At 69.1% G+C, this 21,661-nt stretch carries 15 protein-coding genes; 5 read left to right on the forward strand and 10 right to left on the reverse strand.

Features of this window, described 5'->3' with window-relative positions:
* Nucleotides 1-51: 51 nt before the first annotated feature.
* Both AB5S17_RS11610 and AB5S17_RS11615 read left to right on the forward strand, forming a co-directional pair.
* Nucleotides 52-1,755 carry a pyrroloquinoline quinone-dependent dehydrogenase gene (locus AB5S17_RS11610; RefSeq protein ID WP_369239435.1) on the forward strand — a complete coding sequence of 568 codons (1,704 nt, stop codon included), beginning with the start codon at nt 52-54 and terminating at the stop codon, nt 1,753-1,755.
* Nucleotides 1,752-3,191: a c-type cytochrome gene (locus AB5S17_RS11615; protein ID WP_369239437.1), complete on the forward strand. Its 1,440-nt coding sequence runs from the start codon at nt 1,752-1,754 to the stop codon at nt 3,189-3,191. The genes AB5S17_RS11610 and AB5S17_RS11615 overlap by 4 nt, the downstream gene beginning before the upstream one ends.
* A gap of 76 nt (nt 3,192-3,267) precedes the next feature.
* On the opposite strand, the gene AB5S17_RS11620 is transcribed toward AB5S17_RS11615, so the two are convergent.
* The 7 genes from AB5S17_RS11620 to AB5S17_RS11650 all read right to left on the reverse strand — a co-directional run bounded on the left by AB5S17_RS11620 (nt 3,268) and on the right by AB5S17_RS11650 (nt 16,017).
* Entirely contained in the window at nt 3,268-4,287 is a 1,020-nt protein-coding gene (locus tag AB5S17_RS11620) for a response regulator (RefSeq protein WP_369239439.1), read from the reverse strand.
* A gap of 8 nt (nt 4,288-4,295) precedes the next feature.
* Entirely contained in the window at nt 4,296-4,715 is a 420-nt protein-coding gene (locus AB5S17_RS11625) for a response regulator (protein WP_369239732.1), read from the reverse strand.
* 42 nt (nt 4,716-4,757) lie between these two features.
* Nucleotides 4,758-6,227: a CHASE3 domain-containing protein gene (locus AB5S17_RS11630; RefSeq protein ID WP_369239441.1), complete on the reverse strand. Its 1,470-nt coding sequence runs from the start codon at nt 6,225-6,227 to the stop codon at nt 4,758-4,760.
* A gap of 214 nt (nt 6,228-6,441) precedes the next feature.
* Complete coding sequence (gene pbpC, locus AB5S17_RS11635) at nt 6,442-8,511, reverse strand: penicillin-binding protein 1C (protein ID WP_369239443.1); 2,070 nt, start codon at nt 8,509-8,511, stop codon at nt 6,442-6,444.
* Between the two features lie 29 nt (nt 8,512-8,540).
* On the reverse strand, nt 8,541-14,030 hold the full coding sequence (locus AB5S17_RS11640) for an MG2 domain-containing protein (RefSeq protein WP_369239445.1): 5,490 nt from the start codon (nt 14,028-14,030) through the stop codon (nt 8,541-8,543).
* 204 nt (nt 14,031-14,234) lie between these two features.
* A complete protein-coding gene (locus AB5S17_RS11645) occupies nt 14,235-14,885 on the reverse strand; it encodes an alpha/beta hydrolase (protein WP_369239447.1) in 651 nt (216 codons plus the stop codon).
* A 184-nt stretch (nt 14,886-15,069) separates the two neighbouring features.
* Nucleotides 15,070-16,017, reverse strand: coding sequence for a ring-cleaving dioxygenase (locus AB5S17_RS11650; protein ID WP_369239449.1), 948 nt, complete (start codon nt 16,015-16,017; stop codon nt 15,070-15,072).
* A 182-nt stretch (nt 16,018-16,199) separates the two neighbouring features.
* Between AB5S17_RS11650 and AB5S17_RS11655 the strand changes: the two genes are divergently transcribed.
* Entirely contained in the window at nt 16,200-16,838 is a 639-nt protein-coding gene (locus tag AB5S17_RS11655) for a nucleoside/nucleotide kinase family protein (protein ID WP_369239451.1), read from the forward strand.
* Nucleotides 16,839-16,900: 62 nt separating this feature from the next.
* On the opposite strand, the gene AB5S17_RS11660 is transcribed toward AB5S17_RS11655, so the two are convergent.
* From AB5S17_RS11660 to AB5S17_RS11670, 3 genes are all read right to left on the reverse strand, one after another.
* Nucleotides 16,901-17,695 carry an aspartyl/asparaginyl beta-hydroxylase domain-containing protein gene (locus AB5S17_RS11660; RefSeq protein ID WP_369239453.1) on the reverse strand — a complete coding sequence of 265 codons (795 nt, stop codon included), beginning with the start codon at nt 17,693-17,695 and terminating at the stop codon, nt 16,901-16,903.
* Between the two features lie 164 nt (nt 17,696-17,859).
* Nucleotides 17,860-19,281: a short-chain fatty acyl-CoA regulator family protein gene (locus AB5S17_RS11665; RefSeq protein WP_369239455.1), complete on the reverse strand. Its 1,422-nt coding sequence runs from the start codon at nt 19,279-19,281 to the stop codon at nt 17,860-17,862.
* Nucleotides 19,282-19,372: 91 nt separating this feature from the next.
* On the reverse strand, nt 19,373-19,513 hold the full coding sequence (locus AB5S17_RS11670) for a hypothetical protein (protein ID WP_369239457.1): 141 nt from the start codon (nt 19,511-19,513) through the stop codon (nt 19,373-19,375).
* Between the two features lie 395 nt (nt 19,514-19,908).
* On the opposite strand from AB5S17_RS11670, the gene aceA reads away from it, so the two are divergent.
* Both aceA and AB5S17_RS11680 read left to right on the forward strand, forming a co-directional pair.
* Nucleotides 19,909-21,216 carry an isocitrate lyase gene (gene aceA, locus AB5S17_RS11675; RefSeq protein ID WP_369239459.1) on the forward strand — a complete coding sequence of 436 codons (1,308 nt, stop codon included), beginning with the start codon at nt 19,909-19,911 and terminating at the stop codon, nt 21,214-21,216.
* A gap of 173 nt (nt 21,217-21,389) precedes the next feature.
* Nucleotides 21,390-21,650: a hypothetical protein gene (locus AB5S17_RS11680; RefSeq protein WP_369239461.1), complete on the forward strand. Its 261-nt coding sequence runs from the start codon at nt 21,390-21,392 to the stop codon at nt 21,648-21,650.
* Nucleotides 21,651-21,661: the final 11 nt, after the last annotated feature.

Consider the following 21,661-nt stretch of genomic DNA (forward strand, 5'->3'; position numbering starts at 1 on the left):
TGAGATCGGGCTCAACCGGCACGGATCGGCGCGAGCAGCGGAGGAGACGAAATGACCCACTCGATCGTGCGCGGGCTTCTGGCCGGCGTCGCAGCCCTAGCCTTTCCGGCCTTGGCGGCAGCCCAGTCGCCGAGCGCTTCCGGCAACCCGTCCGGCCCGACAGCGCAGGACTACATGAAAGACAGTGGATCCAATTGGATCCTGCCAGCCGGAAACTATAGCGGCAACCGCCAGATTTCCGAAGGAGAGATCGGTCCCGACAATGTCGGCGACCTGAAGAAGGCCTGGACCTTCAAGCTTCCCGACGACGGGCCGATCGAATCCTCTCCGATCGTGTGGAACGGCACGATCTACATCACCTCGAACCACGACGATATCTATGCCGTCGACGCCGAGACCGGAAAACTCGACTGGCAATACAATCCGAAGCCGATGCAGCTCGTCGGCTTTCCGCGCAATCGTGGCGTGGCGCTGATGAACGGCACACTCTACATCGCGATGATCGACGGCCATCTCGCCGCCGTCGATGCCAAGACCGGCAAGGAGAAGTGGAACAAGCAGACCGTCGCGAACCCGAAGAACAGCTTCTACACGATGCAGCCGGTCCCCTATAAGGACGAACTCCTGCTCGGGGTGTCCGATGGCGATTGGGGCGGCATCGGCAATATCAGCGCCTTTTCGCCCAAGGACGGCAGTCGGCTGTGGAAGTGGGAGAGCATCCCAAAGCCGGGCGAGAAGGGGCACGACAGCTGGTCCGGTGATTCCTGGAAGCGCGGCTGCGGGGCGATCTGGAACGGGCTCGCCGTCGATCCGAAGACCGACACGCTGTACGTCACGGTCGGCAACCCCTGCCCGGACTTCCTCGGCAAGCCGCGTCAGGGCGACAATCTCTACACCAATTCGATGGTCGCACTCGACATCTCCGGCAAGCAGCCGACGATGAAGTGGTTCCACCAGTTCCGGCCGCACGACACCCATGATTGGGATCCGGCAATGCCGCCGGTGCTGTTCACCGGCACCGTCGACGGCAAGAAGACCAAGCTCGCGGCCGCGGGCGACAAGGGCGGCACGTTCTGGATCCTCAATGCCGAGACCGGCAAGCTCGTCAGCGACACGCCGGTCAGCTACCAGATGAACCAGAATTCCAGCCCGCCCATCGAGGGCACGAACTACGCCTGCCCGAACACCAATGGCGGCGTGGAATTCAACGGCGGGGCGTTCGATCCGTCGACCAATACGTTCTTCGTGCCCTCCACCAATCAGTGTGGCAAATGGACGGCGGCGCAGAAGGCGCAGTTGATCGCCGGACAGTTTTATCTCGGTGGTTCCTTCCCCAGCCTCGTCGGGCCGAACTCCGGATGGTTTAACGCGATAGACGTCGGCAACGGCATAGCCGCCTGGCGGCATCACCTGGACCTGCCGGCCAACGGCGGTGCGCTGGTGATGGACTACAACGGGTCCGCCAAGGGTTCGGGCAGCGGCTCCGCCAAGGGCGCTTCGCTGGTCTTCACCGGCCTCCTCGATGGCCACTTCAACGCCTACGACACCAAGACCGGCAAGGTCCTGTGGTCCTATGACACCGGGGCGAGCATTATCGCGCCACCTGCAACCTTCACCATGAACGATCACCGCTATCTGCTCGTATCGTCTGGCGACCCCGGCTTCCTCAAGGTGTCGGAAATGACGAAGCCGGCCGGCCCGGCGCACCTGACGGCCTTCGTCGAGGGTTCCTCCAATTCGCAGGCGGCCCAGTGACCACGCAAGCTTCGACCCTGATCATGCCGTCGCGCCCCTTTTTGGGCGCGGCGCTTCTGTGCGCCACGCTCGCGCTCCAGCCGGCCATGGCAAAGGCCGCAGATGCGGCAAAGCCGCATCAGGAGGCTATGGCCGCGTTGCACGACCTCGACGCGGCGGTGGCGGAAATCGATCGCGCCTCCGGCCTGTCTGCCAGCTCTCCCGATCCTTATCGCCGCGCCGCGCACCGCGCGATCAATGCGCTCGGCGGCGCGCAGGATGCCACCTATGACGCGGCCTCCGGCAATCCGGGCGACGCCGCCGGCGCGCTCGGCCATCTCAATGCGCTCGAAGGCGCCGGCGGCTCGGCGGCCTGGCTGCCGGCGGTCCGCACCGCGCTGGTCAATGCGACGGTGGCGCAGAACCGCCTGTCCTCCGCCCTCGACAGCGACGGGCTCGACGAGTTCCAGGCGGCGGCCACGAGTGCCATGGAGAGCTTGCTCGTCGCGATAGGCCGCGGTTCCGAAACCGGGCCGCTCGGCGGGCTCTACGGAGCCCTGTCCACGACGGCAATGGGTGTTCCCGATGGCGCCGACGTCGCCGACGGCTGCGCGGCGCCGAGCAAGGCGCCGGTTTACGGGGTGGCGGGCGGCCGGTTGCTCTATGTCGCTGTGGCGCCGGGTGGCGGTGCCGACCGGTTCTCCGTGCCGCTGGCGATCGCGGTCGTCCGGTCCCATGCCGGTGTGACCGTGCTTGAGACGGCCGCGGCGGCAATGAGCCACGACCTTTGCAAGGACGGCGGCTGGGAGAAGGCCGACGCGACGGACGCCTCTGCCGGAGCTGGCGCATCGACACAGACGGCATCTGCCGATCCTGCGCCCTCGACCGCGAACCGGGGCGCAACGACATCGTCGAGCAACAATGCGGCAGGCACGCCTCCGGCATCTGACCGCGCTAGCGCTCAGACGGCGGACAACGCCTCGTCCGCCACGGATGCCTCGTCTCCATCGGGAAGCGGCTCGGCCTCGGACGGAGGATTATCCTCCGGCAGTGGCGGAAACCTGCCGAAACTCTACACCGAGGCGCAGGCCGTGCAGGGCGCCGGCGTTTTCGCCATGCAATGCGCCTCCTGCCATGGCGGGCAGCTGCAGGGAAAATCGGCGCCGGCGATCGGCGGCCAGCAGTTCCTCAACAAGGCGAAGATCCTCGGCTGGTCGGCGGCCGACCTGCGTCACATCGTGGTGACGTCGATGCCGCGCAGCAATCCCGGCTCGTTGTCGAAGCAGCAATATGCCGAGGTTCTCGCCTATCTTCTGGCGGTCAACTGCTACCCCGCGGGGGACAAGCCCTTCCCGCAGGCCACCGACAGCCAGCTCCAGAACGCCAAGCTGCATCCGGTCGCAGGGATGACGTTAAGCAAAAATCCGGCGCTCTGCACGGTCAAGGGCGGCGGTTGAAACATTTCTCTCAGGCGCCGGATCTACGCATGCGGCAGCTACCATGTCGTACCTATGGGTCGGGGACCCGGCACGCCTACAGCGGCGCCCTGACGCTCACCTGCATCGCCGGGCCGAGCCCGTAGTCGATCTCGGCCTTGAGGCTCATCGCCATGGCGCGGATCAGCTTGGTGCCGATGCCGGTGCCCTTCGGGGAGTTGGCGGGATCGAAGCCGCGGCCGTCGTCCTCGACCCGAAGCCGGAACGCCCCGTTCTCAGAGGAGAGGAACACCCGGATCTCGCCGCTCTCCCCGGCGCCATAGGCGTATTTGCAGGCATTGCCGACGAGTTCGTTGACGATCACGCCGACCGAGACGGCCTTGTCCGTCGCCAGCCGCAGATTGTCGGCGACGAGGCGGATCAGCCGCGGCGAGCCCGGCGTCGACCAGGTCGCTTCCAGCTCGGCGATGAAGGAGCCGAGATACTCCGCCATGTCGACGGTCTCGATGTCGTCGGAGGTGTAGAGCCGGCGATGCACCTGGCCGATCGCGGTGATGCGCTGGTGGGTGTCCTTCAGCGCGATCTTCGCTTCCTCGCTGGTGACGCTCGCCGCCTGCATCTGCACGAAGGCGCCGACGATCTGCAGCGAGTTGGCGACGCGGTGGTTGGCTTCCTTCAGGAGCGCGGCGAGCCGCTCGTTGCTGGCCCTGAGCGCCCGCTCCGCCTCGTCCTTGGCGGCCAGCAGCGCGCGTCGCTCCAGCGCCTGCTCGAAGCTCGACGCGAGCAGATCGAAGAAGTCCTCGCCGACGGTCTTGACCACATAGTCCGCCGCGCCGGCCTTCAGCGCCGCGACGGCGACCTGCGTCTCCTCCGACCCGGTGACGTAGACCACCGGCGGCGGCGCATCGAGCGCGCCGATCATCGCCAGCGCCTCAAGGCCGTTCTTGCCGGGCATGTAGTGGTCGATGGCGACGAGGTCGAAGCGGTCCTCATCGAGCAGCGCCATGCCGTCGTCGGCGCTCGCCGCCGTCGTCACCTCGTAGCCGCGCCGCCGCAGCGCACGACGCGTCAGCGTCCGCAGGCCCTCGTCGTCGTCGATGTAGAGAACGCGCGGCACGGGACGGGTTAAGCCTCTCCCTCGATATCCGGCAGCTGGATGACCGAGATGAACAGGCCGAGCTGGCGGATCGCCTGGGCGAAGGATTCGTAGTTCACCGGCTTGGTGATGTAGACATTGGCGCCGAGATCGTAGCAGCGCTCGATCTCCACCTTGTCGTCCGTGGTGGTCAGCACGACGACCGGCGTGCGGCGCAGCGGGCTGCCCTCCGCCTTCATCTTCTGCAGGATGTCCGTGCCGCTCATGTCCGGCAGGTTCAGATCGAGCAGCACCAGCGCCGGGCCGTTCTTCGCCGGTCCCGAGGCATGGTTGAACAGGAAGTCGAGCGCCGCTGTCCCGTCGGCGAAATGCTTGATCTCGTTCGAGACGCCGGCCCGCCGGATGTTCTTCTCGATCAGCCGCGCATGCCCCTCGTCGTCCTCGATCATCACGATGCTGACGGTCTGGTGGTTGCTCACGGGCGTCGGTCCTTACGTGGATTTGCTCTCGAGGGGCATGGACAGGCGGAAGGTGGCGCCTTCGTCGAGCGCCGACTCGCAGGAGATGATTCCTCCAAGGCGATAGGCGAGCGCGCGCACATGCGCCAGCCCAATTCCCTCGCCCGGCTGATCCTGCGTACCAGAACGCCGGAAAAGGTCAAAAATTCGTTCGTGATCGCGTGGATCGATGCCGCGGCCGTTGTCGGACACCTCGATGATCGCGCGGTCGCGCTGGCGCTGACCGCGCACGGTGATGACCCCAGGCCGGCCGGGCTTGAGATATTTCACCGCGTTCTCGACGAGGTTGGAGACGATCTGCTCGATCGCGAGCCGATCCGTCGTCAGCGTCGGCAGCGCCTCGACGCGGATCTCGGCGCGCAGTTCGTCGACCCGGTGCTGCATGGTGTCGGCGATGCCGCGCACCACCTCGTTCATGTCGACCCGTTCCGGCGTCAGCACCCGGCGCCCCTCGCGCGACAGACGCAGGATCGCGTTGATCAGCCGGTCCATCTTCTGCGTCGAGGAGCGGATGAAGCCGATCGATTCCGGCAGATCCTCCTTTGCCGCGAGCCGCGCCTCCTCGGTGACGAGCTCCGGCGCTTCCGCCTCGGCCCGGTCGATCAGCTCGGAGAGCGGCCGCGTGGCGGCCTCCAGCTCGCTGGTGAAGCCCATGACGTTGACCAGCGGCGAGCGCAGGTCGTGCGAGACGATGTAGGCGAAGCGCTGGATCTCGTCATTGGCCCGCTGCAGCTCGGCGGTGCGCACCTGCACGGCCGATTCGAGGTCGGTGTTGAGCAGGCGCAGCCGGTCCCGCGACACCGCGAGGTCGCGCATGTTGCGCCGAGTCGCGAGAATGGTCGCCGTCGCGACGAGCAGCAGCAGCACGAAGGCTACCCCGAGCACGATGTAAGACGCCGCGACGCCGCGGCGCTGCGCCGCCTCGCGCTGCGTCAAAAGCTTGTGCTCCTCGGCGCTCATCTCGCGCGACAGCGCCCTTATCCGCTCGACGATCCGGACGTCGTCCTCGTCGAGGATGGTCGCGGCCGTGACCCCGCTCCCGCCCGTCTGGCGGTCCGCGATCGAGGAGCGCAGCAGTCTGAGATGCTCGTCGCTGAGCCGCTGCAGTTCCTCAAGCCGCGTCACCTCGCTCGGATTGTCCGAGACGAGGGCGCGGATCCGGTCGAGCTGTGCCGGCAGTTCGCGCGCCGTCGCCTCGAAGACCTGCAGGAAGCGGGGATCGGGCTCGATCAGATAGCCGCGCCGCGCGGTCTCGATGCGCTCCGACAGCGAGCGCAGGTCCGCCAGCGCCGCCTCCACCTCGAAGGTGTGCGAGACCCATTCGGTGATGTCCTGCGTGCGCACGAGGATGAAGCCGGCGGTGACCGCGGCGACGATGAGCATCAGGAATCCGCCGGCGACGGCGGCGACGGAGCGGCGGAAGGTGCGCCGGACGGTCTGCATCAGGCGCTGATCCCCGGGCATGCGGGGACGAGACGCGGGCTCGCGCCGGAACGGCCGGCCGGCGGCCGGCGGGACGATCCAGGATATTCGGTCTGCATCTTTTCTCGCGTCGTCCCTGATGATGGCTGCGATGCTGTAGCCTGCGGCGCGCGCGGGCTCAATGCTTCCGCCGGCACCGCCGCCGCAACCGGCCCGGACCGCGGCCCCGGTCGCACTATTTGACGAAGACCCGGCTGGAGGCGGCGGAGCCCGCTGCGTCGACCACCGAGATGGTGAGGAAGCCCGGCTCGCGCGGCCGCCATTGCGACTGGCGTCGCAACTCGCCCCGGTCGACGGGAAGTCCGTCGACATACCAGGTGAAGGGCGGCTGGCCGTTGCGGACCTTGAGATAGAGGTCGGACGGTGCGCCCTCGCCGAGCCCGAGTTCCACGGCCGCGGCGTTGGGCGGATAGACGATCTCCGGCCGCAGCCCGGCGCGACTTTGCTCCGCGGCGCGGCCTACCCGCCGCAGCGGCGGCGGCAGACCGGCGCCGGCGGAGGCGAGGATGCCGGGAGGCGGCCCCGGCAGCCGCGTCACCGGGCCGATGCGGGCGAAGACGTCCTTCATCACCGGCACGGCCGAATCCTGCCCGACCAGCCCCGCGACCGGCGCGCCATCGGGCCGGCCGAGCCAGACGCCGACGACATGGCGGCCGTCATAGCCGATCGTCCAGGCGTCGCGATATCCATAGGATGTGCCGGTCTTGTGGGCGATCTCGCCCGGCGAGCCCTTGGTCGTGGTGGTCGCGCCGGAGAGGATCGAGGTGACGTACCAGGCGGCCTGTTCCGACAGGATGCGCATCCCGCGCGCCGGCGCATCGCTCTTCTCGATGTGGAGGGGCATGGCGAGACCGGAATTGGCGATGCCGGCATAGATCCGGACGAGATCCTCCAGCGTCAGCCCGAGGCCTCCGAGGCCGATCGCCAGACCCGGCAGCGAACGGTCGCCGAGGTCCGGCCGTGCCCCGGCCCGCCGCATGCGATGGACGAGCCGGCTCGGGCCGACGGCGCTCAGCAGTTCGACCGCCGGGAGGTTGCGCGACAGCTGCAGCGCCCGGCGGGCGGTGATCACGCCCTCGAAGGTCCGGTCGAAATTCTGCGGCGTGTAGCCGGCGAAGTCGCCGGGCGAATCGTCGACGAGGCTCTCCGGATGGGCGATGCCGCGCTCGAAGGCGAGGCCGTAGATCAGCGGCTTCAGCGTCGAGCCGGGCGAGCGGAGCGCCTGGGTGAGATCGACGAACCCCTGGCGCTCGCGGTCGAAGATGTCGGGCGAGCCGACCTCGGCGAGGATGTCGCCGCTCGCATAGTCGGCGACGACGAGGGCGAGGCTGACCGGCTTCGCCAGCGTCGCCGCCTTCTTCCGCGCATAGGCCTCGAGCCGCGCCTGCAGCGCGCTGTCGATCGTCAGGTCGATGCGGTGACGCGTGGGCGAGGCGGCGTGCAGCCGCTCGCCTGCATGCGCCGCGAGCATCGGCATTTCGCTGCGGCCGCCGGGCACCGGCTCGCGTTTCGCCCGCGCCGCCTCGCGGGCATCCAGGATGCCGAGCCCCGCCATTCGGGACAGGACGCGGTTCCGCGCCCGTTCGGCCTCCGCCGGGTGGCGGTCCGGCCGGTAGCGCTCCGGCGACTGCGGCAGGACGACGAGCAGCGCCGCCTCCCCGGCCGTCAGCCGCCGCGGCTCCTTGCCGAAGAGGGTGAGGCTCGCCGCCCTGATCCCCTCGACATTGCCCCCATAGGGCGCGAGCCGCAGATAGAGCGACAGGATCTCCGCCTTGGAAAGCCGCCGCTCCAGCGCCAGGGCCGTCAGCATCTGTTCCCATTTGGCCGCGAAGCTGCCGGTCGGCAGGTCCTCCAGCATGCGCGCCACCTGCATGGTGAGGGTGGAGCCCCCGGAGACGATGTGGCCGGCCCGGAGCGACTGCCAGGCGGCCCGCAGCATGGCCACCGCGTCGATGCCGCCGTGGTCGGTGAACCGCTTGTCCTCCCAGGCGAGGAGCATGCGGAGATAGCGCGGATCGACATCGCCGGCATCCGCCGCAAGGCGCCACCGTCCGTCGGCGATCGGAAACGGCCGCAGCAGCAGCCCCTCCCGGTCGACCACCTCGGCCCCGACGACGGGGGCCCGGAAGGCCGCCGCACGCCGGGCGACTGCCTGCTCGAATGCGGCCGCGGACCATAGCCCGGCCACGAGGCCGAGCATCAGGACGAGCAGGCCGCCCTCGGTGAGGCGCCGCAAGCGCGACATCGCCTAGCCCGCTGTCCGGCGGCGCGGCGTCACCGCAGCGGTCCGATCACGGAGACCGTGCCGGCATCGGTGCGCCCGCGCCGGCTCGGGTCGTACATGTTCTCCACGACCGCGGCGGGATGCGCGAACCGGCCGGGCGAGACCGCGCGCACGATATAGGCGAAGCGCCGGACCTGCGTGTCGTCCGCGCCCTGGTCGACCGCCGCGAGGAAGCGGTCGGCGCGGAACTCGGTGTGCTTCGCCTCGCCCGTCAATTCCAGCCAGTCGAGCGCTGCGACGTCGCCGCCCTTGAGGATCGCGGGATTATCGATCTCGAGACCGGCGGGCAGCGGATCGTCGATCATCAGCCGCGCCGGCCCCGTGTCGAGCGGCGTCATCTCCACCACGGCCACCAGCCGGTCCCCCTGCCCGATCTTCGAAGGGTCGGCGCGCTGGCCATCCAGCGTGTAGTAGCTCCGGCTGATCGCATAGCCGTCGCTCGAAGCCGGCGGCGGAACCTCCGGCACGCCGCGCAGCGTCAGCCGCGCCGCGACCGGCGCCGCATCGCGATTGGCGATGTCGAGGCCGGCCGACAGCGTCTCGGCATCGAAGGCGGCGGCGTAGGGCCCGACGAAATCGCGCCCCGCAACCGTCAGCTTCGGCGGATTGCGGTCAAGCAGCGCGTGCGCGGCCAGCAGCGACCATGTGTCCTCCTGCGTGCTGGTACGGCTCTGGCGCCGCCACTCGGCATTCACCGTCTTCACCAGACCGTCGAAGGGGACGCCGCCGACCGCCGTCTCCAGGCCCAGCGTCAGAACCGCCGCGTTGTCGCGCAGCGGCGTCCCGTAGTCCGTCCGCGCCGCATTCGGCGTGGCGCCGCTCTCCGCCTCCTCCACCGCCATGCGAAAGACGGTCTCCGCCCGCGTCCGGTCGCCGTAGAGCGCCAGCGCCGCCGCCATCTGCGCCTTGGCGAGCGGTGTCGGCAGATTCGCCACCTGATTGTCGACATAGTAGCGCAGATCCCCGATCGCCGCCCTGCCGTTGCGGGCGAGGACGTAATAGGCGTAGGCCACCGGCCCCCAGTCCGGCGCATCCGGCAGCGCGGCGAGCGTGTTCCTCAGATTGTCGATCGCCAGGGTGAAGCCCTCCTGCGGGACGGCGTAGCCGGCCTCCCGGGCCCGGGTCAGGAAGTCGGTGACATAGGCATCGAGCCAGAGGTCGCCGGAATCCGGCCCCCACAGGCCGAAGCTGCCGGAGGAGGACTGGTTGGCGAGCACGGCGGCGATCGCGTCGTCGACGCGCTTCTTCACATCGTCCTCGCCGGTCAGGCCGACGGCGAGGATCGTCCTGTCGAGATAGACGAGCGGCAGCGCCCGGCTGGTGATCTGTTCGGTGCAGCCATAGGGATAGCGGTCGAGCGCGCGCACGACGCCCGCGACATCGAAATCGGCCGCTCCGGTGATCGACAGTGTCGCCTTGCCGGTGCCGGGGACGAAGCCGGCGAAGAGATCCGGGTCGAGGGTCAGCCTGCCGCCGTTCGCCGCCAGCGTCACCGTGCTCCTGTCGACGGTCCCGGGCGCGATCGAGCGGACCGGCAGGCCGAAATGCTTCTCCAGCGTCTCGCCGCCGGGCATGGTCAGCGCAACGTCGAATTCGGCGTCGCCGATCGCCGTGGCGGTGACCGGGACGAGCATGCGCTTGCGTCCGTCGCTCGTCAGATCGAGCGTCGCCTCCGCGCCCGGCCCCAGCTTCACCAGGCCCGCGCCGCCCGACAGGGCGACATGCGCCGCTCCCGTCGGTCCCTCGACATGCGTGACGTCGATCGCGATGCGCGATGTGTCGCCCGGCGCCAGGAAGCGCGGCCGGCTGACCGCGACCACGATCGGGTCGCGCACCGTCATGTCGGCGCTCGCTTCGCCGACGCCGGTCTTTGACCAGGCCATCGCCATCAGCTTCAGCGTGCCGTTGAAGTCCGGAATGTCGAGCGGGATCGTCGCCTTGCCGTCCTCGCCGACCGTCACCGGGCCGGAATAGCGCGCGACGAGATCGTCCATCGGCGGCGGTGTCTCATAGCTCGCGCCGGCGTCGCCGCCGGATCGGACGGTGCCGGGCGCCCCGGCCATCCGGTCGATCAACTTGGAGTAGAGGTCGCGGATCTCGACGCCGAGGCGACGCTTGCCGAAGTAGTAGCCCTTCGGCGAAGGCGGCTGGAAACCGGTGATGTTGAGAATGCCGACATCGACGGCCGCCAGCGTGACATAGGCGGTCTCGCCCGGCTTTACCCCGCCGACGGTGAGGCCGATATCGACGCTCCGGCGCGGGCGGATCTTTTCCGGCGCGCCGATCGCCACCGTCAGGGCTCGGTCGCCGGGATCGACGCTCGCATGGGCGAGACCGATCGCCCGCCCCGGCATGCGCTTCTGGTCGAGGTTCATCGGCCGGTAGACGACCGCCGCGATATAGGCACCCGGCCCCCAGTCGCGCGTGACGGCGAGGGTGACGTCGCCGCCCGCGGCGGGGATGTCCGCGGTCCTGGTGGCGATGACGCGCTCGTCCATCACCAGGATCTCCGCCTTGCCGGCGAAGCGCGGCTCGATATGGACGGTCGCCGTGTCGCCGATCCGGTAGCGCGCCTTGTCCAGGGACACCCGCGCGACGTCCGGCGTGTCGACCGACGTCGTCGCCACGTACCAGCCGGCGTCGAAGGTGACGCTCGCCGGTACGGCCTTGCCCGCCGGGTCGCTCAGCGTCAGCTCGTACTCGCCCCATTCGACCGGAAGGTTCAGCGTCGCGGGCGCGTCCGCGCCGATGTCCACCGTGCCGCTGGCGACGCGGGTCGAGGACCGTACCGGCTCGTAGTTCCAGCCGCTGGTCGTCCGGTACCACTGGAAGCGCGTCGTCACCTTATTGAGGACCCAGGCGGCCTTGGACAGGCCGGTCCGGGAGCGGTCGGCATCGATGGCGATGAGGTCGAAGCCGGCGGTGGCGTTTTCCGAAACGGTGCCGTCGAAGCGCGGCTTGATGCCGAGCCGCGGCTTGGCGCCGGCAAGCGGCAGGTCCATCGTGCGCTCGACGGGCCGGCCGCCGGCATCGACGACACGGACCCGCATCGAGGCGACCAGCGGCCGCGTCGTCACCGGTGCGTCAAAAGCCGGGAGCGCGATGGAGGTCTTGCCCGCCTCGTCGGTGGTCGCGGTCTCGAAGGGCTGGCGCGCCGCCGTCGTGTCGTCGGTCGCAAGGCCGAAGGAATAGCCGGGAAAGCCGTCGAGCGCGGCCGACGACGTCAGCACCGCCTCGCCGTCCACCTCGAGGCCGCCCGCCGGCGCGCCGAAGAGAAAGTGCGCGGCGACCTCCATCACCGGCGGCGACGCCGGGTCCAGCACCTTTGCCTCGGTGGTCAGATCGAAGTCGATCTTCTGCGGCTCGAAGTCTTCGACGCGAAAACTTGTCTCGGCGAGCGCCGGCTGCTTCGGATCGGTGTGGAGCGCGACCTTCCAGACGCCGCGCATGGCATTCTTCGGAAGGGCGACCGGGAAGGAATAGCCGCCCGCTCCGAGGTCCCGGACCTGGCTGCGCGAAAACTCCACGCCGTCCGGCCGCGTGACGATCTCGGACAGGCTGAGGCCGGTGATCGCCTGCCCCTGCGAATCCCGCGTCATCGCCGTCAGATAGGCCGTGTCGCCGGCTCGGTAGATGCCGCGCTCGGGCGTCAGGAAGACGTCCAGCGGGCCCGCGGGTGGGCGTCCGTCGACGCCGCGATCGGTCAGGTCGAAGGGCGACGCGGTCAGGTCGAGGAAGACGAAGTCGGAGGGGTCCCTGATCGCCGTGAGGATGGCCGGCCGGTTGCCGCCGGTGCCGCGCAAAAGGCCGGCGGGAAAGCGCGCATGGCCGGCGGAATCCGTCGTCGCGGTGCCGAGGATCTGGTTGTTGACGGCCACAAGATCGAGGCTCGCGCCCGCGAGCGGCGCGGCGCTGGAGAGCGACCGCGCGAAGACGTGAAAGCCGTCGGAGGCGGCGAAGGTGGAGAGGCCGATGTCGGAGACGACGAACCACTGGGTCGCGGCGGTGTCCTGATAGGCGGGCCCGTTCTTGGCCTTCGCGGTCAGGACATAGATCCCGGGCTTCATGTCGGGCGCGATCGCCGCGACCGGGATCGCCGTCACGATCTCCTGGTTGAGGTCCCGGGCGACATCCACCTTGCCGGTCCAGACCTTCTCGCCGGATTGGTCGGTGATGTCCTGGATCTGGTATTCGGAGAGTTCGCGCAGGAAGCGCTCGTTGCCGACGAGGTCGGTCAGACCGCGGGGGCCGATCCGCTGGACGCTCGCCTCGATCTCGCCGGTGTTGATCGTGGTGACCGGGATGGTGGCGTTGCCGCCGGCGGGCAGGACATAGGCGTTGGTGGCGAAGCGGACGGAAGGATCCCGGTCCTTCACATAGATGCTGAGATCGGCCTGTTTTTGCAGCGTCTCGCCGTCGGCCGACGCGATGCCCGGCCGGGCGACGATGTGGTAGCGCGTCCCGTGCTGGACGCCTTCGACACACATCTGGTTGCCGCTGGCCGTGACCGGCAGCGTCTCGCCGTTCTCGACGCTGAGGTAATCGCCGGGATTCTCCGAACTCGTCAGCTTGGCCGACAGGGCGTCCGAGAAGGTCAGGCAGATGCGCGGATTGGCGGCATTGTTGTCGACGCTCTGGTCGACGATCCGGAATCCGTGTGCCGCGACCGCCTGGTCGAGCCGCGACTGGACTGAGCCATCGGCCGCCAGCGCGATGCTGTGCCGATAGGCCCTGATTGCCCGCTTCCAGTTCTCCGCAGCCTCGTAGACGCGGCCGAGATCGCCAAGGGCGGAGGCCCGCGCGGCGTCGCTGGACGCGGTGAGATAGGCGTTGATCGCCGCCGCCTCGCGCAAGGCGTTGTTGGCCTGCTGGTCCTCGAAGGCCTGCGGATTGTTGGCGAGGGCCGCCGCAGCGAGCGCCGCCCACGCGCCATGGTCGAGCGGCTCGCGCTTCAATACCTCCCGCCACAGGTCGACCGCCCCCTGGCTGGTCAGCGCGCTCCGCGCACGGTCGGCGATATCGGCAACGCTCTGGCCGGCGGCGGTCGGAGCGCGATCCTCGCCCGCGAGCGAAAGCCGCATCCGATTGGCGGCGTCGATGCTCGCCTGCGGCAGGAAGTCCAACTCCTTGGCGCGGGCCGCGATGCTGTTCGCATCGACGGCCGGCGCCTGAACGATCCGGCCGGAGATCGCGCCGGCGACGGTGCGCAACTCGCCGACCCCGTCCTTCAGAAAGCACCAGCGGCTGCGGTCGTTGAAGGTGAAGGCCTGGCACTTCCTGTCGGCGACACAGGCCGCGGAACATTCCGGCAGGCCGACATTCCTCAGGACGTTGTAGTCGCGGCCGAAATAGTCGGCGCCCTTGGTCGTCACGATGCGCCGCGCGCTGCCGTCATCGGCCGCCGAAGCAGGAAACGCTGCAAAGGCGAACACCACGAGCGCCGCCGCAGCGGTCGCGCGCATCCTGCCGAGCCAAGCCATGGACCGACACCTCCTCGCCAACGCCCCCGCCAGAACATACAATGAACCGGCCCCGCCCGCCAGCGATTAACGCAGGTGTCACGAAGTCTTCGCCGCGATCTGCCGAAAGGTCATTCCGCCAACAGCTTACGAGCGCTGCGCGGGAAGGGAGGCAGCCCTTTGCGCGCCGCGGCAGCCGCCGGCTCTGGCGGCAGCGCTGCTCCGTTATCCCATCATCCCGCTCAGCAGCGTCTGCGCTTCGGCGATCTCGTCGGCGTTGATGCCGTGGCCGGGCTGCGGATAGAGCGTCGTCTTGACGCTCGCGCCGCGGGCTTCGAAGTGCCAGGCGGTCTCGCGCACCCGCGGCGCCGGGATGAACGGGTCTTCGGCGCTGCAGCCAAGGAAGACCGACAGGCCGGCAAGGCTCGCCGTCTCCTCCCGGTTCGCCGCATCCGGCCCGATCAGCCCTCCGGAAAAGCCGAGCAGGCCGCCGACCCGGCCGGCATTGCGCGCGACATATTCGGCGGAGAGGCACGCCCCCTGCGAAAAGCCGGCGAGCGCCACCTTGTCCGGCCGGAAGCCGCCGTCGGACAGGCCGGTGAGGATCTTGTCGATCCGCTTCAGCGCGTCGGTCAGATACGGCTCGTTCGCGGCCAGCGGCTGCATGAAGGGCGCAGGATACCAGGCGCCGCCGTCGGCCTGCGGCGCGAGATAGGCGACGTCCGGCACACGGATGACCGAGGCGATGCCGAGGATGTCCTCGGCGCTCGCCCCGCGCCCGTGCAGGCAGAGGACGGCGAGCCGGGCGCTCTCCAGCGGCGCGCCGGCAAGGCGCAGCTTCTGGGCGGCGAGCATGCGGGTCAGGGCGTCTGTCATGGTCGGTCTCCTGCGTTTTCGACAGGGATACAGTATGATGCCGAGGATTCGGAACCGGCTCGGCGGCTCGCCTTCGCACACAGCAGAACGCGCGGATCGGCCGCGCGCGGCCGGGACCGACGACGGAGCGAAGTCCCCGCCGCCGGCATGGTCCGCCGCGCTGAGCCGACGCCGCGCCGAAACCTCAGCCGAGCGGCTTGAGGTTCGCCTCGATCTGCGCGCGCTTCGGCTCGAGGAAGGGCGGCAGCGACAGTGCCTCGCCGAGGCTCTCCATCGGCTCGTCGACCGCGAAGCCCGGCCCGTCCGTCGCGATCTCGAAGAGCACGCCGTTCGGCTCGCGGAAGTAGAGCGAACGGAAGTAGTAGCGCTCGACCTCGCCGCTCGACGGCACGCGGTAACTCTTCACCCGCTCGGTCCATTCGTGCAGGGCTTCGACGCTCGGCGTGCGGAAGGCGACGTGGTGGACGCCGCCCGCGCCCTGCCCCGCCGGCTGCAGATGCGGTTCCACCGCGACATGCAGTTCGGCCGCGGGACCGCCCTCGCCCATCTCGAAGACGTGGACCGTAGCGCCGGCCTCCTCGTAGGTCCGGGCTTGCCGCATGTTCATCAGCGTCGTCAGCACCGGCTCGGTGCGCTTGAGGTCCGGCACCGAGATCACGATCGGGCCAAGGCCGCGGATCTGGTTCTCCGCCGGAACGGTGCTCGCGTTCCACGGATTGGCCTCGCCCGCCCCGCCGTCGTCGACGAGGCGCAGCCGCTGGCCCTCGGGATCCTCGAAGTCGAGAACGGCGCGCCCGTCGAGCTCCCGAATCTCCCCGACAGTCACGCCGGCCTTCGTCAGGCGCTCGCGCCAGAAGGTCAGCGCCGCGCCGCCGGCGACGCGCAGGCCAGTGCGGGCTATCGAATGGGTGCCGCGACGCTCGCGCGGGGCGGGCCAGTCGAAGAAGGTGATGTCGGTGCCGGGCGTCGCTTTCCCGTCGGCATAGAACAGGTGGTAGGCGCTCGTGTCGTCCTGGTTGACGGTCTTCTTTACCAGCCGGAGGCCGAGGACGTCGGTGTAGAACTTGACGTTCCCCGGCGCGTCGGCGGTGATGGCGGTCAGATGATGGATGCCTGTCAGTGCGAGGGTCATGGCATTGCTCCTTGCCCGTCGAATTCTCGCGCAAAATAAGCGAACTTCCGCGCGGGATTGGAAGACGGCCCGTCGTGACGAATCGTCTTCGTTCTGTGAACGACCGTTGCCGCGGCGGAGACCGGCTGTGACGGGCGAAGCATTCCGCGGGCGGGGCGGGGCCTGAATTCCGGAGGGAAGCGATGACTGAGACGACGACGCTGGCGGATCTGGCCGAAGCGTTGCGCAGGCACGGAGACGCAGGGCGTATCGCCGTCGCGATCGCCGGGTCTCCCGGCTCCGGCAAGAGCACCTTCGCAGAGGCCTTGCGCGATCGGGTCAGTCGGGCGTCGCCGGGTCTCGCCGAGATCCTGCCGATGGATGGCTACCACTACGACGACATGGTGCTGAACGCGCGCGGCCACCGCCCGCGCAAGGGCGCGCCGCACACCTTCGACGTCGACGGCCTGACCGCGACGCTCGACCGGCTGCTCGCCGACGACGGCCGCGACGTGGCGGTGCCGGTGTTCGACCGGTCGATCGAGATCGCCCGGGCGGGGGCCCGCATCATCGGACCGGGAGCGCGGATCATCCTCGTCGAGGGCAACTATCTGCTGCTCGATGCGCCGGGATGGACGGAGCTGCGGCGCCGCTTCGCGCTGACCGTCATGCTGAACGTACCGGAAGCCGTGCTGGAGCGGCGGCTGACGGAGCGCTGGCGCGGCTACGGCCTCACAGGCGAGGCGCTGACGGCCAAGATGGAGGGCAACGACCTGCCGAACATGCGGCTGGTGCTGCGGGACAGCGTGCCGGCGGACTTCCGGGTGGCGAACGACGGCTGACCCTGCGGCCGGGCGCCCCGGCAACGGCCGACCTCCGGTTTACCCCGCCGCTGCGGCGACCGTCAGCGGTGCTTGGTGCCCTCGCCGTAGAACAGCTTCTCCCAGGCCTTGTGCGCCTTGTAGCCCTCGCGGATGAAGGGCGTGAACACGGCCATGTTGAGCACCGCCTTGTTGGTCAGGCGGGCCGGGAAGTTCAGCGGCTTCTCGAAGTCAACGAAGAGGACGACGCGGACCTTGTCGGAGTGGTTCCAGGCCTCGTGCTCGTAGGCGTCGTCGAAGATCAGCGCCTTGCCCTCTTCCCAGTGGCAGACCTGGTCGTCGACGCGGATCGCGATCTTGTCCGGCTCCGGCGGCACGATCAGGCCGAGATGGAAGCGCAGGACGCCGTTATAGGGCCCGCGATGGGCGGGCAGGTGCTTGCCGGGCTCGAAGATCGAGAACATCGCCGACTTCAGGCCCGGGATCTTCTGCAGGATGCGCCAGGTCTCCGGGCACTGGGCGATCGCCTGCTCCGACTTGATGCCGTAGCCGCAGAGGAAGAAGGTCTTCCAGTTGCTGTCGGAAGAAATCGAGCGGACCTCCGAGGAGATCTCGTGGAAGGCCGGCAGTTCGCCCTTGCGCACCAGCACCTTGTCGAGCTCGGCGCGGATCAGCTGCCACTCCGCCTCCACCTCCCGCGCCCAGGGAAAGGCGTCGGTGGGGAAGACCGGCGGGTTGCCGACGGCGGAATGCTTCAGGTTCAGATGCTCGGCGCCGTCGACCATGCGCTGGATCGCGCGGGCGGCGAGGCCGGGCCGGCTCAGCGTGTCTTCCAGTCCTTCGGTCTTCAGCTTCTGCTGGCTGACGCTCTTGTCCATCACTCTTACTCGCTAGCAGCGCGGTCGCAGCGTAGTGGAACCGCGCGTCCCCATCGTGACTGCATCATAGTGCGACGACATCCGGCCGGGATGACATTTCGTGACAGATCCGTGACTGGAGAGTCGCCCGCGATCGCTGCGCTTCGCCCGATGTGGACCGCCGGTCACTGGAAGTCAAACGCCGACAGGCCGGTCACCATCTCGTCGAGGCCGAGCGGCCGGGTCAGCGGCGGCTCGGCGCGGGCAAGGCACGCCTGGCGCTCGCAGAGCCGGCAGGCGGGCCCGATCTTCACCGCCGGCACCTTCGGGCCGATCGGCCGACCGTAGACGGTCTCGTCCTTGTGGGCGATGTCGCAGCCGATCAGGATCGCGGTGCGACGCGGGCGCTCGGTGAAGCCCGGCTGCAGCCCTTCCAGCGTGCGGGCGACGACCAGGAATTCGGCGCCGTCCGGCATCTCCACCGTCTCCACCAGGATCTGGCCCGGCTGGGCGAAGGCGGCGTGGATCGGCAGCTTCGGGCAGCCGCCGCCGAAACGCTGCACGGGAAAGCCCCGGGCCCCTGCGCGGCGGAAGCGGTTGCCGGCATTGTCCACCTCCAGCATGAAGAAGGGCACGCCCGGCGCGCCCTGCCGCTGCAGCGTCGTCAGGCGGTTCGCCACCTGCTCGAAGGACACCTGGAAGCGGCCCTTCAGGACGTCGATGTCGTAGGCGGCGCGCACCGCCGCTGCCTGAAAGGCGCCATAGGGCATCATCAGCGCATGCGCGGCATAGCGCAGCAGCTCGAAGCGGGCGAGGCGCCGCGCCTCGTCGGACGCGAAGGCGAAACTCTCCGTCTCCGCCGCGACGACGTCGCCGAAGGCGAGGAGGCAGGCCTCCATCGCCACCTCGCGCAGGCGGTCGGCGGAGGTCAGCCGCTCCGACAGGAACAGCCGGCGCGAGTGCCGGTCGAAGCGGCGACGCCACAGCGGCATGGTCTCCACCGGCAGCACCCGCACCGACATGTCGTGCGTCTGGCGCAGCCACGCCTTCAGGGCTCCCATCAGATCGTCGCCCGGCGACAGCGTCCGGTGGAAGTCCTCTGCCGCCGTCTCCAGCGCTGCGAAGAAGTTCGGGCGGGTCTCGAAGGTCTCGCGGACCTCGTCGATCGGCAGGCGCGTCTCCGACAGGCCGGTGGAGCGGCCCTCGCGAGCGAAGAGGTCCGACAGGTCGGAGAGCCGCGCGTGCTGCTCGCGATAGGCGCGGTAGAGCTTGGCGATTGCGGCGGCGGCGTTCGGCGCGGCATCGGCGATCTCCGCGAGTTCCTGGTCGCCCGGCAGTTCCGCGGCGATCAGCGGGTCGGAGAAGATCGCCTTCAATTCGGCAAACGCGCCCTCCTGCCGCCCGCCCTGCAGGTCGGCGAGATCGACGTCGAAGGTCTGCGACAGCTTCAGGATCAGCTGCACCGTCAGCGGGCGCTGATTGCGCTCGATGAGGTTGAGATAGGAGGGCGAGATCGAAAGCGCTTCGGCCATCGCCGTCTGGGTGAGGCCGAGGCCGTTGCGGATGCGCCGGATGCGGGGGCCCGCGAAGATCTTGTTCTCGGCCATCAGCGCAGCGCTCCGGCCGGCGGGCGAGCGGTCGGTGCCGGCTGCCGCAAGCGGCGCGGGCCCGTTGCTGCGACGGGGCCGTCGGCGCGGATCAGGCCGCCAGCCGGCCGCCCGACTTGCGCGCGCAGGCGGGGCCGGGTCCGCGCATGTAATGGCGCTCCGGCTGGTAGGTCGGCCAGAGGAATTGCGAGAGCGCGGCGAGAAGCTTCTTCATGGTCACGACCTTCCACATGGCCATCCCCTCCCCGAGGTCCCATGCGACTGGAGTTGAGCCCCGAGCATCGGTCTAAAAGGTTGAAATTGAGCGAACATTTGCCCTCCCCGCAGGCGGGCGGCAGGGCGCTGGGGGGCATGGTGTACGGCTCCACCCTGTCAGCCCGACCGCCTCGCATCGCAGCGCTCCTCCCGTTCCGCCCGCCGGCCTCACCGACTTTACAACATTTACAGCGTGACAGGCCGAGACGGTCAAGAGCCGCACAAGCCGACCCGATTTGCGAGCCGGCAAGAGCCATCTCCGCTTCCCCGATTCCGGCTGCGGTGCCAAGTCTTTGGGGACCGGACGGGGGGCTCCCAGGAGGGAATGCCTGCATCCGGTGCCCGAAAGAGACGACTGGAGCCTTGCCTGCCATGACCGATTTTTACAATCTCGTCCCATCCGCCGGAGAAGGCCGCTTCGACGGCATCGAGCGGCCCTATTCGGCCGCAGACGTGACGCGCCTGCGCGGCTCGGTGCCGATCCGCTACACGCTGGCGGAGAACGGCGCCAACCGGCTGTGGCAGCTCCTGCATTCGGAGGACTACGTCAACGCGCTCGGCGCCATGACCGGCAATCAGGCGATGCAGCAGGTGCGCGCGGGCCTGAAGGCGATCTACCTCTCCGGCTGGCAGGTCGCGGCCGACAGCAACACCGCCTCGGCAATGTATCCCGACCAGTCGCTCTATCCCGCGAACGCGGCGCCCGAACTCTGCCGCCGCATCAACCGGACGCTCCAGCGTGCCGACCAGATCGAGACCGCCGAAGGCAACGGCCTCTCCGTCGACACCTGGTTCGCGCCGATCGTCGCCGACGCCGAGGCCGGCTTCGGCGGGCCGCTCAATGCCTTCGAGATCATGAAGGCGTTCATCGAGGCGGGCGCGGCGGGCGTCCACTTCGAGGACCAGCTGGCGTCCGAGAAGAAGTGCGGCCATCTCGGCGGCAAGGTGCTGATCCCGACGCAGGCGCATATCCGCAACCTCACCGCGGCGCGCCTCGCGGCCGACGTGATGGGCGTGCCGTCGGTCGTTATCGCCCGCACCGACGCGGAAGCGGCGAAGCTCCTCACCTCCGACATCGACGAGCGCGACCGCCCCTTCGTCGACTACGACGCCGGCCGCACCGCCGAGGGCTTCTACCGCGTGAAGAACGGGCTCGAGCCCTGTATCGCCCGGGCGATCGCCTATGCCCCTTATTCCGATCTCATCTGGTGCGAGACGTCGAAGCCGGATCTCGAACAGGCGCGGCGCTTCGCCGAGGGCGTGAAGCGGGAGCATCCGGACCAGCTGCTCGCCTACAACTGCTCGCCCTCGTTCAACTGGAAGAAGAACCTCGACGATCAGACGATCGCGAAGTTCCAGCGGGAGCTCGGGGCGATGGGCTACAAGTTCCAGTTCATCACGCTCGCCGGCTTCCACCAGCTGAACTTCGGCATGTTCGAGCTCGCCCGCGGCTACCGCGACCGGCAGATGGCCGCCTATTCCGAGCTGCAGGAGGCCGAGTTCGCGGCGGAAGCCGACGGTTACACCGCCACCAAGCACCAGCGCGAGGTCGGTACCGGCTATTTCGACGCGGTGTCGATGGCGATCACCGGCGGGCTCTCCTCGACCACCGCCATGGGCGAATCCACCGAGAGCGCGCAGTTCAAGAAGAGCCCGCAGTTCAGCGTCGCCGCCGAGTGACGAGCGCCGAGTCGCCTCGGCCATTCCAGCGACGCCCGGCCGGGCGAGCGAGGAGCCGCCCGGCAGGGGCCGGGCACAGCCTTTGGGAGACGGTGCCCGGCCCCTCCAGGACACGACGAACCACGCCCGGAGCGCTCGCGAGCGAGACGCCGGCAATATTGGGAGAGAAGACCATGAGTGCAGTCGCCATCGAACAGGACCGTCCACGGACCCGCGTCAAGGAGCGCGCCGAGGAGCAGGCCTCCAGCATGGACGAGGCGCAGCAGGCGGCCATCCGCATGCTCGCCAACGACCTCCATCGCCTCAACCAGTCGGTCATGAAGGCCGTCGAGGCCGGCGTGTCCGTCGAACTCGTCCGCTCGGCCCGCCACCATTCCGGCAACGGCAATTGGGGTGACCTTCTGATCCCGGTGGTCTTGAAGAGCGAGCGCTGATCCGACCGCGA

Source organism: Jiella sp. M17.18 (genome assembly GCF_041027365.1).
Classification (GTDB): Bacteria; Pseudomonadota; Alphaproteobacteria; order Rhizobiales; family Rhizobiaceae; genus VKMB-3413.

Bases quoted from the DNA above. Each gene is read 5' to 3' on its own strand.
- AB5S17_RS11610 (WP_369239435.1), top strand. From the start codon at position 52: ATGACCCACTCGATCGTGCGCGGGCTTCTGGCCGGCGTCGCAGCCCTA.
- AB5S17_RS11625 (WP_369239732.1), bottom strand. From the start codon at position 4,715: ATGATCGAGGACGACGAGGGGCATGCGCGGCTGATCGAGAAGAACATC.
- AB5S17_RS11630 (WP_369239441.1), bottom strand. From the start codon at position 6,227: ATGCAGACCGTCCGGCGCACCTTCCGCCGCTCCGTCGCCGCCGTCGCC.
- pbpC (WP_369239443.1), bottom strand. From the start codon at position 8,511: ATGTCGCGCTTGCGGCGCCTCACCGAGGGCGGCCTGCTCGTCCTGATG.
- AB5S17_RS11640 (WP_369239445.1), bottom strand. From the start codon at position 14,030: ATGGCTTGGCTCGGCAGGATGCGCGCGACCGCTGCGGCGGCGCTCGTG.
- AB5S17_RS11645 (WP_369239447.1), bottom strand. From the start codon at position 14,885: ATGACAGACGCCCTGACCCGCATGCTCGCCGCCCAGAAGCTGCGCCTT.
- AB5S17_RS11650 (WP_369239449.1), bottom strand. From the start codon at position 16,017: ATGACCCTCGCACTGACAGGCATCCATCATCTGACCGCCATCACCGCC.
- AB5S17_RS11655 (WP_369239451.1), top strand. From the start codon at position 16,200: ATGACTGAGACGACGACGCTGGCGGATCTGGCCGAAGCGTTGCGCAGG.
- AB5S17_RS11660 (WP_369239453.1), bottom strand. From the start codon at position 17,695: ATGGACAAGAGCGTCAGCCAGCAGAAGCTGAAGACCGAAGGACTGGAA.
- AB5S17_RS11665 (WP_369239455.1), bottom strand. From the start codon at position 19,281: ATGGCCGAGAACAAGATCTTCGCGGGCCCCCGCATCCGGCGCATCCGC.
- AB5S17_RS11670 (WP_369239457.1), bottom strand. From the start codon at position 19,513: ATGTGGAAGGTCGTGACCATGAAGAAGCTTCTCGCCGCGCTCTCGCAA.
- aceA (WP_369239459.1), top strand. From the start codon at position 19,909: ATGACCGATTTTTACAATCTCGTCCCATCCGCCGGAGAAGGCCGCTTC.
- AB5S17_RS11680 (WP_369239461.1), top strand. From the start codon at position 21,390: ATGAGTGCAGTCGCCATCGAACAGGACCGTCCACGGACCCGCGTCAAG.